The sequence below is a fragment of the Pseudonocardia oceani genome (assembly GCF_019263585.2).
Taxonomy (GTDB): domain Bacteria; phylum Actinomycetota; class Actinomycetes; order Mycobacteriales; family Pseudonocardiaceae; genus Pseudonocardia; species Pseudonocardia oceani.
Map to the genome: position 1 here is coordinate 43,909 of NZ_JADQDF010000002.1, position 14,340 is coordinate 58,248.

The 14,340-nt window shown below is 73.5% G+C and carries 14 protein-coding genes; 4 read left to right on the top strand and 10 right to left on the bottom strand.

The genetic code is table 11. The features are described from left to right. Positions 1-64: 64 nt before the first annotated feature. Positions 65-748, top strand: a complete 684-nt coding sequence (locus tag I4I82_RS33520) for a hypothetical protein (protein ID WP_218596589.1) — start codon at positions 65-67, stop codon at positions 746-748. Positions 749-807: 59 nt separating this feature from the next. Here the strand turns inward: I4I82_RS33520 and mobF are convergent, their stop codons facing one another. The 10 genes from mobF to I4I82_RS33570 all read right to left on the bottom strand — a co-directional run bounded on the left by mobF (position 808) and on the right by I4I82_RS33570 (position 11,986). Continuing rightward, positions 808-5,553: a MobF family relaxase gene (gene mobF, locus I4I82_RS33525; RefSeq protein WP_218596590.1), complete on the bottom strand. Its 4,746-nt coding sequence runs from the start codon at positions 5,551-5,553 to the stop codon at positions 808-810. Positions 5,554-5,785: 232 nt separating this feature from the next. Next, on the bottom strand, positions 5,786-6,568 hold the full coding sequence (locus tag I4I82_RS33530; RefSeq protein ID WP_218593108.1) for a helix-turn-helix domain-containing protein: 783 nt from the start codon (positions 6,566-6,568) through the stop codon (positions 5,786-5,788). After that, on the bottom strand, positions 6,565-7,815 hold the full coding sequence (locus tag I4I82_RS33535; protein WP_218593107.1) for a hypothetical protein: 1,251 nt from the start codon (positions 7,813-7,815) through the stop codon (positions 6,565-6,567). Before I4I82_RS33535 ends, I4I82_RS33530 begins: the two co-directional genes overlap by 4 nt. Then, positions 7,815-8,408, bottom strand: coding sequence for an AAA family ATPase (locus I4I82_RS33540; protein WP_218593106.1), 594 nt, complete (start codon positions 8,406-8,408; stop codon positions 7,815-7,817). Before I4I82_RS33540 ends, I4I82_RS33535 begins: the two co-directional genes overlap by 1 nt. Further along, positions 8,300-8,599: a hypothetical protein gene (locus I4I82_RS33545; RefSeq protein ID WP_218593105.1), complete on the bottom strand. Its 300-nt coding sequence runs from the start codon at positions 8,597-8,599 to the stop codon at positions 8,300-8,302. Before I4I82_RS33545 ends, I4I82_RS33540 begins: the two co-directional genes overlap by 109 nt. Then, on the bottom strand, positions 8,596-10,236 hold the full coding sequence (locus tag I4I82_RS33550) for a TnsB C-terminal domain-containing protein (protein ID WP_218596591.1): 1,641 nt from the start codon (positions 10,234-10,236) through the stop codon (positions 8,596-8,598). The genes I4I82_RS33545 and I4I82_RS33550 overlap by 4 nt, the downstream gene beginning before the upstream one ends. Further along, positions 10,233-10,535: a hypothetical protein gene (locus I4I82_RS33555; protein ID WP_218592361.1), complete on the bottom strand. Its 303-nt coding sequence runs from the start codon at positions 10,533-10,535 to the stop codon at positions 10,233-10,235. The genes I4I82_RS33550 and I4I82_RS33555 overlap by 4 nt, the downstream gene beginning before the upstream one ends. Positions 10,536-10,754: 219 nt before the next feature. Next, on the bottom strand, positions 10,755-11,009 hold the full coding sequence (locus I4I82_RS33560) for a hypothetical protein (protein ID WP_218592364.1): 255 nt from the start codon (positions 11,007-11,009) through the stop codon (positions 10,755-10,757). After that, a complete protein-coding gene (locus tag I4I82_RS33565) occupies positions 11,010-11,339 on the bottom strand; it encodes a DUF6247 family protein (protein WP_218592360.1) in 330 nt (109 codons plus the stop codon). Positions 11,340-11,350: 11 nt separating this feature from the next. Next, a complete protein-coding gene (locus I4I82_RS33570; protein ID WP_218592359.1) occupies positions 11,351-11,986 on the bottom strand; it encodes a recombinase family protein in 636 nt (211 codons plus the stop codon). A gap of 196 nt (positions 11,987-12,182) precedes the next feature. On the opposite strand from I4I82_RS33570, the gene I4I82_RS33575 reads away from it, so the two are divergent. The 3 genes from I4I82_RS33575 (at position 12,183) to I4I82_RS33585 (ending at position 14,306) form a co-directional block, all read left to right on the top strand. Then, a complete protein-coding gene (locus I4I82_RS33575) occupies positions 12,183-12,452 on the top strand; it encodes a metal-sensitive transcriptional regulator (protein ID WP_013678820.1) in 270 nt (89 codons plus the stop codon). Positions 12,453-12,564: 112 nt separating this feature from the next. After that, the gene (locus I4I82_RS33580) at positions 12,565-12,873 is read left to right on the top strand and encodes a rhodanese-like domain-containing protein (RefSeq protein WP_225922789.1); all 309 of its coding nucleotides are present in this window, start codon (positions 12,565-12,567) and stop codon (positions 12,871-12,873) included. After that, complete coding sequence (locus I4I82_RS33585) at positions 12,870-14,306, top strand: rhodanese-like domain-containing protein (RefSeq protein ID WP_372481311.1); 1,437 nt, start codon at positions 12,870-12,872, stop codon at positions 14,304-14,306. The genes I4I82_RS33580 and I4I82_RS33585 overlap by 4 nt, the downstream gene beginning before the upstream one ends. Positions 14,307-14,340: the final 34 nt, after the last annotated feature.

A 14,340-nucleotide genomic window follows, 5' to 3' on the forward strand; every position in this document is an offset into this window, starting at 1 on the left:
ATGTCGGTGGGCGGCCGTACCATTCTGCGCAGGTCTGTCGAGCCGACCGCTGGAGGTGATGGCCGTGTACGGAGACACCCATGTCGAGCCCGCGCTGCTGTTTGACCCCGGCCGCGGCCAGCAGCCCCCCGCCGACGCGCTCGACCTGTACTTCCACGCCCCGCTGAGCCTGTCGCTGATCGGCGACGCGTTCGCCTTCAACGACATGAACCGCGAGCTCGACCAGCTGCTCGACCTCTACGCCGGCCTCGCCCGCAACGTCGTCACCCTCGTGCAGCGCCAGGGCGGCTACGTGAGCGTCGGGCCCCGCAACCGCTCCGACCCCGCCCGGCTGGAGATCACCGGCATGGCGCACAACGCCGTACCCGGCGAGTCCACGATGCGCCTGCACCTGCACGTCTACGTCGGCCGAACCGCGGCCGCCCTCAACACCGGTGCGCGCCACCCGGTGGTTCGCGATCGGATCGCTCGCGCCGCTGACCGCGCCTGGCGGGACTACCTCGGCTGGCTGGAGGACGAGACGGCCCAGGTACTCGGGTTCGTGTGGGCGCCCCTCCCGGGCCACACCTCCGGCGACCGGGAGGTCGTGGAGCCGCCGATGGCCGAGCACATCGCCGGCCACGAGTTCGGGGTCTGCCCCGGCGACTTCGGGCCGCGCGAGCAGGTCATGGCCGACGCCCAGTGGCGCGCCGGAGTCGAGAAGTCGGCCCGGTTCATCGCTGCGGAACGCCAGCGGCGCACCGGGTAACCAGCATCTGACGCGTACGCGTCAACCGGGCTCGAGCCCGGCCCGGCGGCCCTGCGGTGTCAGTAGTCGATGGCCAGCTCGTCGTCGGCGCCCTCGCCCAGGTCCCGCTCGGGGACGGTGCGCGCGGGGTCGACGTCGCGGTCGTGTTCGGTCGAGCGGACCAGCTGGGCCTGGCGCTCGACCTCCTCCTGCTGCCGGACGGGCTCGACCGCAGGGCTCGCCGTGCGCTCCGCGGCCGCGGCGCTACGAGCAGCCTCGACGGCCTCGCGGGCGGTGCGCATCTGCTCGGCGGCCTCGGCCTGCGCGCGGGCCTCGGCGAGGGTGAGCCGGGCACGTCCCTCGGCTGCGTCCGACGCCGGCTCCGCGGCCGCCGCAGTCTCGGTGGGGCGCAGCGGCTCCGCGCTGACCTGGTCGGTGACCGTCGGCTCGACGTCGAGCAGCGCCAACTGCTCCACCTCCTCGGCGACCGGCTCGACCACCGGCTCGCGCGCGGCCGCAATGGCCGGCTCGGGCTCGCCGACGCGCTCACGCACCGGCTCGGTCGGCGCCGCGGCGTGCGCCTGCTCCTCCAGCTCGACATCGTCCAGCTCCACCCCGACATCGGGGACCGGCTCCAGCGCCGCGTCGACGTCGGTGGTCACGGCCGCCTCATCGACGATCTCGGCCTCGGCCGACGTCTCCACCGTCTGCTCGATGGCCACCTCGACCGCCGGGTCAACTCCGACGTCGCGGCCGACGTCGACGTGCTCGGCGGGGAACAGCTCCAGCTGCTCGGCGGAAACCAGCTCGCGCTGCGGGGGCAAGCCGCGGCGGGCGAGTTCGTCGCGGGCGAGTTCGTCGGCGGTGCGGGCGTCCTCGGTCGCTCCGTACCAGCCGCCGCGGGCGTAGTGGATCTCCTCCAGCTGCCGGGCCCGTTCCTCGTTCAGCTCGGCGAGCCGGTCGCTGCGCTCCAACTGCTGCGCGGTCGGCTCCCACTCGGCGTCGTCTGGCTCCAGCGTGGCGAGCTTCGCCCCGGCCAGCGCGGCGTCCTCGCCGTACTGCCGCGCCAGTTCGTAGGCGGTGCGCATCTCGCCGGCCACGTACTCTGGCGCCCACGCCTGCTCCCGGGTCCACTGCTCCCGGGCGGCGTAGAGGTCCAGGTCAGGCAGGGTGCGGTAGTCGACCGCTCCCGGGTCGGTGTCCTGCCCGAGCGCGGCGGCGGCCTGGGTCCACATCTGCCGGTGGAACTCCTCCTCCCGGCTCGGCGCGGCCCCGATCGACGTGGTGTCGGGGTCGATGCCGCGCAGCTCCCGGTAGGCCGCCACCGCACCGGCGCCGCGCGCCCACTCCATCCGGGCCTCAACGATCTGGTCGACCGCCCCGACCGGGACCGGGACCCCGTTCTCGACCGAGCGGGTCAGCTCGTCGTAGTTCGGGACCGGGCCCAGCAGCTCGACCGCCCACGCGGGCGGGTCGGCGAGCGCGGCCTGACCCAGCTCGTGCTGACGGTCCTGGGCGAGCACGGCGAGCTCGTGGGAGAACTGGCCGACCGGCCCGTCGGTGGGCGGGGCCAGCGCGGTCCAGTCCCCGGCCCCGACCTGCTGCTCGGGGGTGCGGTCGGCGGCCAGGATCCGCACCCGGTAGCGCAGCACATCCGACACCTGCTCGGCGTCGGCCAGCGGCCGGCCCTCGACCGCCCCGGTCAGCAGGGCCTCGCTGTTGTGCCCGGCCAGCTCGGCCTCGCGCACCGCGCGCACCAGCCTCGCCCAGCCCGGCTCGGCGGTCAGAGCCTCAACCGCTTCCGCCGGAAGCACCTGCCCGAGCTGGCCGGTATAGCGGGCCTGCGCGGACTCGCGCGACACCTCGTCCCACTGGGTGCCGATCCACGCAAGCGACGCCCCGTCGCGTTCCCCGATGCGGCGCTCGACCTCGGCGGCGTTGCGGGACTCGACGTTGCCCAGCACCCCTGCCAGCCGCCCCGCGGCGCTGTCATCGAGCCGCTCGGCGTCGTGCGCGTCGGGGGCGCGCTGCGCCACCAGGTAGGCGTAGTTCGCCTCCCGCCCGCGCGACAGCGCGACGTAGGCGGCCTCCCGGGCGGCGGCCTCGTCGAGCAGGGCGTGGCTGGTGTCCACGGTGCGGCCCTGCGCGGCGTGCACCGTGGAGGCATACGCCAGGGTCAGGTGCTCATCGACGTAGCTGCGCGGCAGGTGCGCGACCTCGCCCCGCGCGCCGCGCACCCGCAGCGCCCCGTCCTCGTCGACGCCGAGCACGGTGTAGACCGCGCGGTTGACCACGTTCCCGCCGCCGTCGACCCGGATGGTGCGGTCCACCATCCGCGCCTGCACCCGATCCCCGACACCGACGTCGACGCGGCCGGTGCGGAGCCCAAGCTGCATGAGCGGGTCCGCACTGACCTTGCCGAACTCGATGAGCTGGTCTCGGATGTCGGACGAGAGGGTGGCGGCGTCGGCGTTGCTGCCGACGATCAGCAGCGACTCCTTCCCGATGAGGGTGTCGGCCAGATAGGCCCGCATCGCCGCGGCCTGCATCTCCTCCCGGGTCCCGCCCTGCAGCCGCCCCCGGTCCTCGTACTCCGGGATCACCGAGCGATCCCCGCCGCGCAGCCGCAGCGACGCCTCGCGCTCCCACGCGTTGCCGAACCGGTGCACCTGCTCCAACTCGTAGGCGCCGTTGTCGGCGACCAGCAGCGCGAGCATCCCGCCCGCACCGACCGAGGTGAGCTGCCCGTGATCGCCGGTGTAGACGAGCTTCCCGCCGCCCGCGGTGACGATGTCGTGGATCCGGGCGAGTTCCGGAGTGCCCGACATCCCGGCCTCGTCGATGACGAACAGGTCCCCGCGCCCGACCCGGGCCCGCGGCTCCTGCCCGTCCGGGCCCGGTCCGAAGGCGGCGAGGAACCGGGCGGTGTTCATCGCCGGCACCCCGTCCGCGGCCAGGTTCTGCGTGGCGATCTCGGTGGTCGCCAACCCCAGCACCCGGCCACCGACCCGCTCGCCCCACACCCCGGCCAGCGCGGTCACGGTGTAGGACTTGCCCGTCCCGGCCGGGCCGATCAGCACGTCCCCGGCGCGTCCGGACGACACGATCCCGACCACCGCGGCGACCTGGTCCGGGCCCAGCCCGGCGGCCGCAAGCTCCACCCGCAGCATCTCCAGCTCCGGGCCGCGGACCACCGGCGCGGTCAGCTGCCGCGCCCCGGTGACCACCCGCTCCTCGGTCGCCAACTGCGCGAGGGTGGCGTACCGCTCGTCGATATGCGGCCGGAAGATGCTGCGCCCGTCCTCGCTGCGGCGCAGCTGCGCCGGCACCGTGACCGGGTCCGGCGCGGTCAACAGGGCGACCCCGTGGCCGTTGCCCGGCTCGACCGCCTCGCGGGCCAGCGCCTCCATGTACGCCGGCCGCGCGTCCCCGGTCGCCTCCGCCGGCAGCGCCCCGACCCGCTTGTCGATCGCCGCGACCAGGTTCCCGACCGTCCACGTCGCGTACTCGTGCTGCACGTCCGCGATGGCCGCGGCCAACAGCGCGGCCCGCTGCTCGGGCACCGCCGGATCCAGCCGCAGACCGGCCACGACGTCCGGGTGGCCGGTGACCGCGGCCGCCTCCGCCGCGTCGGCCACCGCCTCCACGGTGGCCACCAGCGCAGCCGCGCGCGGCTGAGCCCACGCGGCCACCGCGGCCGGCCCGGCCACACCCTCCTTCGCCTTGCGGGTCGACATGGCCGCGTCGTCCAGGATCGCCTTGCGCGCCGCCGCGTCGGGCTCGTGCCCGTTGCGGGCGATGAACAGCGCCGTCAGCTCCTCCGCCTTCGCCAGGGTCTGCGCCCGCCGCGTCGACGCCTCGGCGCACATCTGCGGGTCGACCCCGACGATCTCGCGGGCCTTCCCGTCCGCCCGGTCGGCGAACACCACCCCGCGCGCGGCGACGATCCCCTCCTCCAGCGCCCGCTCGTACGCGGTCGCGATCGCCTCCTTCACCGGCCGGATCCCGCGCCCGTCCAGCGCCCTGATGAGACCGTCCGACAGGGTCTTCAACCGATTGAGGACCGCGACGTGGGTGTGCAGCTGCGGCTCGGACTCCCGGTTCGTCGAGTGCTTCCACCCCGTCCAGATCAGCCCAGCACCGGCCTCGTACCGGCCCACCGACCGCCCGTCCTGGGTCCGCCCGTGATAGCCGGTGCGGGTGTACCCGACGTGCGCCTCGGCGTAGGCCATCGCCACCTCGACCGCGCGGTCATGGGCCCTGGCCACCTGCTCGGCGCCGGCGAAATCACCCGCGGCCATCAGCGCCGCGTAGTACACGCTGACCGACTTCGGCGGGGAGAACGTGAAGTCGTAGTAGGCCACGGCCTTGCGGCCATCCGCGGCCGCGGTCACCTCGATCTGCCGCTGCTGCTCCGGGGTGATGTCCGGCCCGGCCGCGGCCACGGCCGCCTTCACCCGCTCCGCGGTGGTCTTGAACTTCCGCGGCGCCCGCCCCAACGGATCACCGGTCTCCGGGTCCTCCAGGTTCCCGAAGACCGCCCGCACCATCGCCTCGGACGCCTCCTCACCCGGCCGGACCCCGAACATCGCCAGCCCCTGCCCACCCCACCGGCCCGCCGGCTCCCCGTGCGCCACCGCCGACCCGAAGTACCGGGCCGCACCCCGCGCCGGACCCACTGCCCGCAACCGGGCCTGCTCGTGCTCGCGCGCCTGCTCGGCCGTCAGCCCGTGCTCGTGCTCGTGGGCGGCGTCCTTCGCGCAGCAGCCGCTGCCCCGGATCAGGTAGTCGACCGCGCCAGCGGACACGGCAGTGATGCGCAGCATGATCAACTCCTAACCAAGCTCATTAAGGTAATGCATAGGTGCATGGCTCTTTGCTTGAGGCGGTTCGCAGTCTATGTTCTGGTCTGGTGCTTGTCGATGTTGGGTGAGTTCTGGATGTTGAGTTGTTCGGCTGGTGAGTGGTCTTGTGTCGAACGTCAGTGAGATGAGAGTGGATGCGTCAGCAGAACGAGAGTGCTGGCGTCACGTAGACGAGAGTGATCGAGGGCGCTGGTCATGGCGTGTCGAGCAGGAGCGCGTAGCGGACGTCGTCGGCGAGTTCGAGGTTGCGGGAGCGGTGGCGGCGGTGCACGAGCCCGAGCTGCTGGAGCCGGACTCCGGCGGGTCCGATGACGTGGTGCCGCTCGGTGCAGCGGCTGTCGGGCTGGGCGATCGCGTACAGCGCCCGGACCGCGTCGACGTCGAGACGCTCGTCGGCGTGCGCGAGGCGGTGCAGCGCCTCGCGCTGGTCGGGGGCGAGGAGCCCGCTACGGGGTCGTAGGTCGTGCACCGCCCGGCCGTCGCCGACGACGTCGTTGTTGATCCGGACACCGCGCTCGGCCAGCGTGTCCTCAAGCGCGGCCAGAGCGGCGGCCAGCCGCTGCAGCGGCCATCCGAGCGCGTTGGCCAACTCGGCCCGGCCGACCGGCGCCGGGTGTTGTCCGGTGAGTGATGACGCGGGGCCGGTGGTGGCCAGCGCGGCTTCGAGGACCTGGTCGTCGGCCGGGCGGTCGGCTGGACGCACGGCGGCGCGCTGCCGGGCGCGGGTGGGTGCGGTGAACAACTCCACCGGGTGCAGGTCCAGGACCTGGCACAGCCGCTCCAGCAGCCCGAGGCGCACCGTGTCGTGGTCGCGGTCGTGCCAGAGCCGGACCGGCCCGGTCACCGCGGCCACCCCGACCCGCTGCGCGAGCTGGGCGTGGGTCATCCCCGCGGCGACCCGCCGTTGCTCCACCAGCGCCCAGTTGATGACCAGCCGCCGCGCCGGCCGGGACGCAGCCCCGTGTCCTTGGGTCACCGGGTGCCGCGCAGGTCGTGCACCGCGACACCGGGGAACGACGGCGGCGCCACCGTGACACCGGCGTACGCGGCGGCGCGGTCGAGGGCCTGCTGCAACGCCCGCCTGGTCACCGACGTCTCCGAGCTGCTCCCGATGAACAACGCACCCTCGCCCAGGCCGGGACCCGGGGCAGGTTCGCCTGCGAGCTGGGCGTGCCGTTCGATGACCGCCGCCCGAACCAACCCGGCCACCGACGTGGGCAGCCGGTAGAGCGTGCCGTCGGCGACGAGATGCTGGTCGGGGCCGGTGTCGTGCACTTCGCGCAGCCGCACCGACTGCAGGGCGCCGGCGCGCAGCCCGGTTGCGGCGGCGATCGCCAGCACCGCCGCGGCGGACGGGGAGCACAACCCGCGGATCCGGTCGATGTCGGTGGGGTCGAGCCGCGGTGTCAGGCTGACCCGCACCGCGGACAGACCCGGCCGCGGTGGTAGCTGCAGGAACAGTCCTGCGGTGAAGAACCCGGCCTGGACCGCCCGCACCCGGGTGAGGACCTCGGCCGTACTCGTCGCGTCGATGGTGTGGCGCTGCAGCACCGCGGCTCCGTGCCGGGCGTCGACCGGCCGCCCCGCGGTGCCGGGGCGGGCCCAGCCGCGGGCGACGTCGTGGGCCTGGGCCAGGGTGGTTCGGTACACCTCGTCGACGCGGGCGAACCCGGCCGGGTCGAGCAGCCGCCGCGCGGCCGTGCGGAACAGCGGGAACTCCACGTCGGGCACCTCGGGGAACTTGCCGGTGACCGCCGTTGCTGGTGTCGGCAGCAACGACAGCGCCACCCGCCACGGACGCCCGCGCTCGGCGGTGTCACGTCCGGGCTCGTTGGTGACCAGCCACAACCTCGTGCCGGCGGCGGCGGTGAGCTCGGCCAGCTCGCGCCACCGCGTCGTGGGCAGCAGCTGCGCGCGCAGCACGACCAGATGCCGGACCTGTTCGGCGCGTAGCCACAGCCCCGCGAGCTCCCACGCGCGGCGGCTCACCCCCTCCGCGGCGGGGCCGCTGGGGCGTTTCCCCAGCGCGACCAGCACGTCCTCGCCCAGCACCGACAACCCCGCCGGGCCGGGGGTCAGATGGCACACCGCCACGCCGTGGCCCAGGTCGTGCCGGGCACCGAGGGCGGCCACACACTCCGCGGTGTCGTCGACGTCGACCAGCACCTCCACCCCACGCCACAGGTCGCTGCGCGGCGCCGCGACCGACAGCGGTGTGGTCATCAGCGGGTGGCGGCCGCGGCGCGGGTGCCGCCGTGCAGGGCGAACGCGTTGCGGGCGAGCGGCTCGTCGATCCGGTCCCGCCCGGCGGCCCGGCACAGCTCGACCGCGGTGGCGGTGAACGCCGCCCAGTCGCGCAGGTTGCCGTGCGCGAAGTGGTCATCGACGAACAGCAGCAGCTCCGGTGGGGCGTCGGCGTAGACCGGGTGGAACCGCGGTATCAACTCACACACCTGATCGCCGGTCAGCGCCCGGAACACCACCCGCCGGTAGATCCGCGAGCGCAGCATCGGCTCCTTGGCCAGCACCTTCCACGCGCCGTCCCCACCGACCAGCAGCAACGCGAACCGGGTCAGCCGGTGATCGTGCAGGTAGCGCAGGAACTCGATGCACTCCCGGTTGAGCTGTTGCGCCTCATCGACCACCAGCAGCCTCTCCCGCGGGTCGCGGCCCCGGTGATCGGCCAGCTCCTCAAGCAGCTCGGCGGTCAGCGCGAACCGGTCACGGCCCCCGTCACCGGCACCCTGGTCAGCTCGTGCAGCAGGGTGGCCGCGACCAGCCGCATCGTGGGCCGCGACGGGAACGACACCCAACATGCCGCCACCTCGCCGACCCGCCGCGCCAGGGCCTGCTCGACAGCGTAGGTCTTGCCCAGCCCGGCCTGGCCGTGCACCGCGCCCATCGCCTGGGTCCGCACCATATCCGCCACCGACTGATCGACCAGTCCCAGCGCCTCGGTCGGCAGCGTGGCCGCCCCGTCGATGTCTAGGAAGTGCCGCGCGCTCACGACCGGCCACCCCGCTCCGGCCGGGGTGCGCTCTCCGTCGGCTCGGTGGCCGCCGGGTCGGGCGGGTTCCAGTAGTCGAAGTCGCGGTGCAGGTTGAGCAGATCCGTGCGGGCCAGGCGCTGCAGGTCCCGGTCGCGCGTCTCCAGATCCCGTTCCCCGCGATCCCGGTCCTCGCGGCGGCGCTCGGCGCGGGCGGTGTTCATGCTGACCACGGTGGTCTCCTCGATCGGGTCACCGGGTGCGGTGATCGGCGCCAGCTTGGCCCGGGCCCGGCGGCTGGCGCGGCGCTGCCGTCGTCCCAGCTCGGCGGCGTCCGCGCGCCGGCGGTCCAAGATCGCGGCGCGTTCGGCATCGGAGAGCCGGCCCTGCGGATACGCGGTGCACAGCCAGGTGTCGCCTCGGAAGATCTCGATTCGGCGCAGGTCGTGCGGGGTGTAGCGGACGCCCACCCGTTCCCCGACCCGCCCGTTGAGCTCCGGCGCGATGAACGTCTCGCCGCCGAAATGGATGCCGTCGCGGTTGATCGTGCGCTCCGCGTCGGCCAGCAGCAGCCACCGCAGCTGCTCCTCCGGCACCTCCCGCACCGGGGTCGCATCGCCCGACCAGCGCTGTAGCGGGGTCAGCCCGTCCAGCGCCGAGTGCGGCCGCACCGTGTTGTAGTCGATGACCCACTCGGCGAAGCGGTCCACGAACAGCGCTAGCGCCATCGGCGGGGCGTCCGGGCCGTAGAGCCGGCCGTCCGCGGCGCGGGGGCCTTCGGTGTAGAACGGCAACCCGGACAGGAACTCCTGATCCAGGGTCCGGTTCGCCCGCTCGACTTTGCCCTTCTGGTGCGGCGCGTAGGCCTCGGTCGGGGCCAGCGTGGTGCCCAGCACCCCGCACACCCGCTCCAGCGCGAGGGTGGCGAACTCCAACCCGCCGTCGGGCACCAGCACCTGCGGCACCCCACCGAACGGGCCCCGCTCCGGGTCGATGACCAGGCCACGGCGCATCGCCGCGAGCACCATCGCCGAGTCCGCGCGCAGCGACAACGCCCACCCCATGATCAGCCGGGAGAAGCAGTCGAGGAACAACGTCACCCACGGCTTGACCGGCCGCGTTCCGCGCGGCGGGGTGACCTGCACCGGCAGCTCCTTGTGATCGGCCTCCCAGCGCATGTTCCGGGCGACCGGTTCCCACCGCAGGTACACCTCGTGGCGGCGCCGGCCCTCCACCCCATCGACCGCCGCGGCCCGCTCGGCCGCCGTCAGCTGCGCCGCGAACGCCCGCTGCAACGTGCGCAGCGCAGGAACGTCCTGTCCGCCCGCGGCGATCCGTGCCCGGCGCAGCGCCGCGATGTTCCCGCGCCAGTCCAGGTAGTCGTCCCGGTCGGCGTCGGTCAGCACATACCCCGCCAGACCCGGCCGCTCTGCGGGTGGATCGCCGCCGCTCGTGTCGCCGCTCGTCGTGTCGCCGCTCGTCGTGTCGCCGCTCGTCGTGTCGCCGCAGGTCGCGAGCCACCGCCACACCGTGCTCTCCGCAACCAGCAATCCGCCCGCCGCCCGACGCACATCCGCGGTGATCGACTTTCCGCTCTCGCGTTTCTCCCGCAACCGGGCCACCACCACCGCCCGCGCAGCGGGGTCGACGTGCTTCACCACAACCTCCACCCACCCGACTCCGGCTGCCCGTCGGTCACTGGGGGAGAAGGCGGCGGTGTGCAGCGTGGGCATCTCGGCGCGCCGGCGACCTGCCAGCCCTGCCCGAGCAGCCAGGTGTTCACCGCGGCGCGGGCCGACTGCTCGGTGAGGGCGCCGGCCAGCAGCGGGCCGTCACCGCACGACACGCACGCCAGATCGGCGACCGGCCCGACCGGGGCGCACCCGCGGCAGAACGAACGCGCCACCACCTCGCCGTTCTCCAAGAACAGCCAGCTGGTGGCCAGCTCTTCGGCCAACGCGCACGCCTCGATCGCGGATCCGGCCTGTCGCCCGCATCCCGGGCACGACCGCACCGCGGCGCGGGATGCGGCCGGGGACACGGCGCTACCCAGCCCGACCGGCGCAGCGCGGGTCGAACGACCTGGCGCAGATCGTCACGACCACGATGATGGACCTTCTCGTCGCGGCACCGACAGCAGACGCGCCGAGGGTCGCCAAGTCCGTTCCGGGCCAGGTCAGCCCATCCAAGCGATCTGCACAAGATCGACCCTGCGCTGCGAGTCCAGGATCAGGTACGCCACGACGCCCTCGTGTCCGGGGCCGAACGACATCGTCCGCACCGGCCCGTCCGGGTTGGCGGGGTTCATCGGCCCACCGGCCCATGGATCGACCTCCAGCAGCACCCGCAACTCGGCGAACGCGACCAGCGCCAGCGCGGGCAGGGCGTCGAGCTGCTGCCCGATGTGGTCGTCGGTGACGACGCGGTACACCTACAGGCCGGCCTTGGCCCGGGTCAGCTCCAACGGTTCACCGTCGGGCACCGGCTCGCCGGTGAGGGTCTCCGCGACCCGGCGCACCATCCGCACGTAGTTGACCGGATCGCTCTGCAGGACCGCGACCCGGCGCCAGTGCTCCAGGGTCTCGAACAGCCCGCTCAGGTCCAGACTCTGCCGAGCCTCGGCCAGGGCGGCGGCGTAGGCGGTGTCGAACGGTCCCTGATCGGTCGCCATCAACGCGGCGCGGATAGCCGCCGGCGCCGCTCCGGGCCCGAGCGGATGCCCACCGGCCGGCCGTTCGTCGTAGGACCAGATCACGTTCACAACGTCGCACCCTACTGCGCTCGGCCGCTGCGCGGCACGGCCGCGACAGGCACCGACCCGGTCGACGCCCCGGTCGACGGCACCGCGGCCAGGGCCCGGTTGAGGTGGCCGTACACCGTCGTACGCGGCACCCCGAGCAACGCCGCGATCTGGGCGACGGTGTGCTCGCGGCCGTCGTAGAGCTGCTGGGCGTGCACCGCCTGCGCCACGGTCAGCTTCGGGCGGCGCCCGCCGTTGCGACCCCGCGCCCGCGCCGCAGCCAGACCGTCGCGGGTGTTGGCCACGATCAGCTCCCGCTGCAGCTCCGCAAGTACCGAGAGCATCCCGAACATCGCCCGGCCCTCGACGGTCGAGGTGTCGATGCCCTGCTCGACCACCCGCAGCCCGATGCCGCGCTCGCGCAGTTGCGCGCCGAGGGTCACCAGGTGCAGCACCGAGCGGCCTAACCGGTCGAGGCGGGTGATCACCAGCGTGTCGCCGGCGCGGAGCAGCTGCAGCACGAGATCGAGCTGTGGCCGCGACGCCTTCGCACCGGAGGCATGGTCCACGTGGACGTCGTCGGTGCCGACGCCGGCGCGGTGCAGCGCGTCGATCTGATGCGCGGGGTTCTGCTCCGCGGTCGACACCCGCGCGTACCCGATCAACATGTGTCGACAATAGCGCCGCGGCAGGGTTTCTCGTCGTTGATTCGCGACGCGAGTTACCGACGACGGTCACCTGCAGGTCTTCCCCGCCGGTCAAGATCGTCGACAGACGGTCCTTTCCCGACACGCGGGCACCCAACGAGGCCCGACCCGGAACAGATACGCCCGGGGGTATGTTGGGATAGATGGAGGTGGCGACATGGAGATGACTCCCGCACTGGTGGGTGACGCTCTGGTGCGGTTGCGCCGCGCGCAGGGGCAGTTGGCCGGTGTGGTTCGGGCGATCGAGGGGGGTGGGGACTGTGCCGAGGTGTTGACTCAGCTGGCCGCGGTCTCTCGTGCCCTGGACCGGGCGGGTTTCAAGATCGTCGCGAGTGGGATGCGCCACTGTCAGGCGGCCCGGGAGCGGGGTGAGCAGCCGCCGATGACCGAGGACGAGCTGGAGAAGCTGTTCCTCTCGCTGGCCTGATCAGCGCCTCCAGGGCTCACCTCGGGTTGTTCTGAGGCTGTGACCTATGGCAGAGCTGTGTTTTACGGGTACCCCCGGGGGTATTTCAACAAGGAGGTGATGCGTCGTGCAGATGCGCGAGGTCGATGTGGAGCAGTTCGCGGTGGAGCGCCGCCCGGGCATGGCGGTGGTGGATGTGCGCTCGTCCGAGGAGTTCGCGGCCGGGCATGTGCCGGGCGCGGTGAACGTGCCGCTGGAGCGGGTGATCACCGACCCGGGCCGTTACGTCGGGCAGGAGCTGTACGTGATCTGTCAGTCCGGTGGCCGCAGCGCCAAGGCCGCCGAGGCGCTGGCCGCTGCCGGGGCGCGACCGGTGTCGGTGGCCGGCGGGACCGCCGGCTGGATCAGCTCCGGGCGCCCGGTGGACACCGACGCCCGATGAGCGACCCGTCGACCCCAAAAGAACAGATGAGACGAAGGAGATCTGTCGTGATCGACGTCGAAGTGATCGAGACATCCTCGCTGGGTGACCGCAGCTATCTCGTTTCTGATGGTGAGGTGGCGGTGGTGGTCGACCCGCAGCGCGACGTGGACCGGGTCCTGGCTCTGGCCGGGCGGCTCGGGGTGCGGATCACCCATGTCGTGGAGACCCACGTGCACAACGACTACGTCTCCGGTGGTCTGGAGCTCGCGCGGCTCACCGGAGCGGCCTATGTGATGTCGGCTGAGGACGACGTGGCGTTCGCCCGCACCGGTGTCGTCGACGGGGACGTGCTGGAGGCCTCGCCGCGGCTGCGGTTGCGGGTGCTGGGCACCCCGGGGCACACCTTCCACCACCTGTCCTACGTGTTGGAGGGCGCGGACGGGCCGCAGGGGGTGTTCACCGGCGGGTCCCTGCTCTACGGCACCACCGGGCGCACCGACCTGCTCGGCGATGAGCACGCGCAGACCTTGGCCCGCGCCCAGCACGCCTCGGCCGCGTCGATGGCCGACGCGCTGCCCGACGGGGCGCAGGTGTGGCCGACCCACGGGTTCGGCAGCTTCTGCACCGCCAGCCCCGCGTCGGGGGACGACTCCACGCTCGGGAACGAGAGGGAGGTCAACCCGGTGCTGCGGCTGGCCCGCGAGGAGTTCGTCCGGGAGACCCTGTCCGGGTTGGGCGCCTACCCCGCCTACTACGCGCACATGGGTGCGCTCAACACCGCCGGCCCGGCGCCGGTGGACCTGCGCGCGCCGACCGCGGCCGACCCGGCCGAGCTGGCGCGCCGGCTGGCCGACGGGGAATGGGTCATCGACCTGCGCCACCGCAAGGCCTACCTCGACTCGCACCTCACCGGGACGGTGAGCCTGGGCCTGGACGGGCCGATGGCGACCTGGCTGGGCTGGATGGCGCCGCACGACGCCCCGATCACCCTGCTCGGCGAGGACCGCGCGCAGGTCGCGCAGGCCCAACGCGAGCTCGTCCGCATCGGCGTCGACCACATCGTGGCCGCCGCCACCGGTAAGCCCGGGGAACTGGCCGAGGACGCCGGGCGGCTGGCCGGGCTGCCGAGCGCGAGCTTCGCCGACCTGGCCGCGGAGCTGTCCGGGGGCCGGGCCGCGGACCTGCCGCCCGCGCAGGTCGTCCTCGACGTCCGGCTGGGCACCGAGTGGGACGCCTCCCACGTGCGCGGCGCGGTGCACATCCCGCTGCCGGAGCTGAACGACCGGCTCGCCGAGGTGCCCGACGGCGCGGTGTGGGTGCACTGCGGCAGCGGATACCGCGCCACCGCGGCCGCGTCGCTGCTCGCGCGCGCCGGGCGGACCGTGGTGGTCGTCGACGACATGTTCGGCGACGCCGCCGACGCCGGTGTCCCGCTGACCGCCGCCCCGTGACCGGGTCCCGGCCTGGCGGCCCGAGGTGGGCGCG

Bases quoted from the DNA above. Each gene is read 5' to 3' on its own strand.
- I4I82_RS33540 (WP_218593106.1), bottom strand. From the start codon at position 8,408: ATGTTGGGTGTCGTTCCCGTCGCGGCCCACGATGCGGCTGGTCGCGGC.
- mobF (WP_218596590.1), bottom strand. From the start codon at position 5,553: ATGCTGCGCATCACTGCCGTGTCCGCTGGCGCGGTCGACTACCTGATC.
- I4I82_RS33580 (WP_225922789.1), top strand. From the start codon at position 12,565: ATGCGCGAGGTCGATGTGGAGCAGTTCGCGGTGGAGCGCCGCCCGGGC.
- I4I82_RS33535 (WP_218593107.1), bottom strand. From the start codon at position 7,815: ATGACCACACCGCTGTCGGTCGCGGCGCCGCGCAGCGACCTGTGGCGT.
- I4I82_RS33570 (WP_218592359.1), bottom strand. From the start codon at position 11,986: ATGTTGATCGGGTACGCGCGGGTGTCGACCGCGGAGCAGAACCCCGCG.
- I4I82_RS33585 (WP_372481311.1), top strand. From the start codon at position 12,870: ATGAGCGACCCGTCGACCCCAAAAGAACAGATGAGACGAAGGAGATCT.
- I4I82_RS33575 (WP_013678820.1), top strand. From the start codon at position 12,183: ATGGAGATGACTCCCGCACTGGTGGGTGACGCTCTGGTGCGGTTGCGC.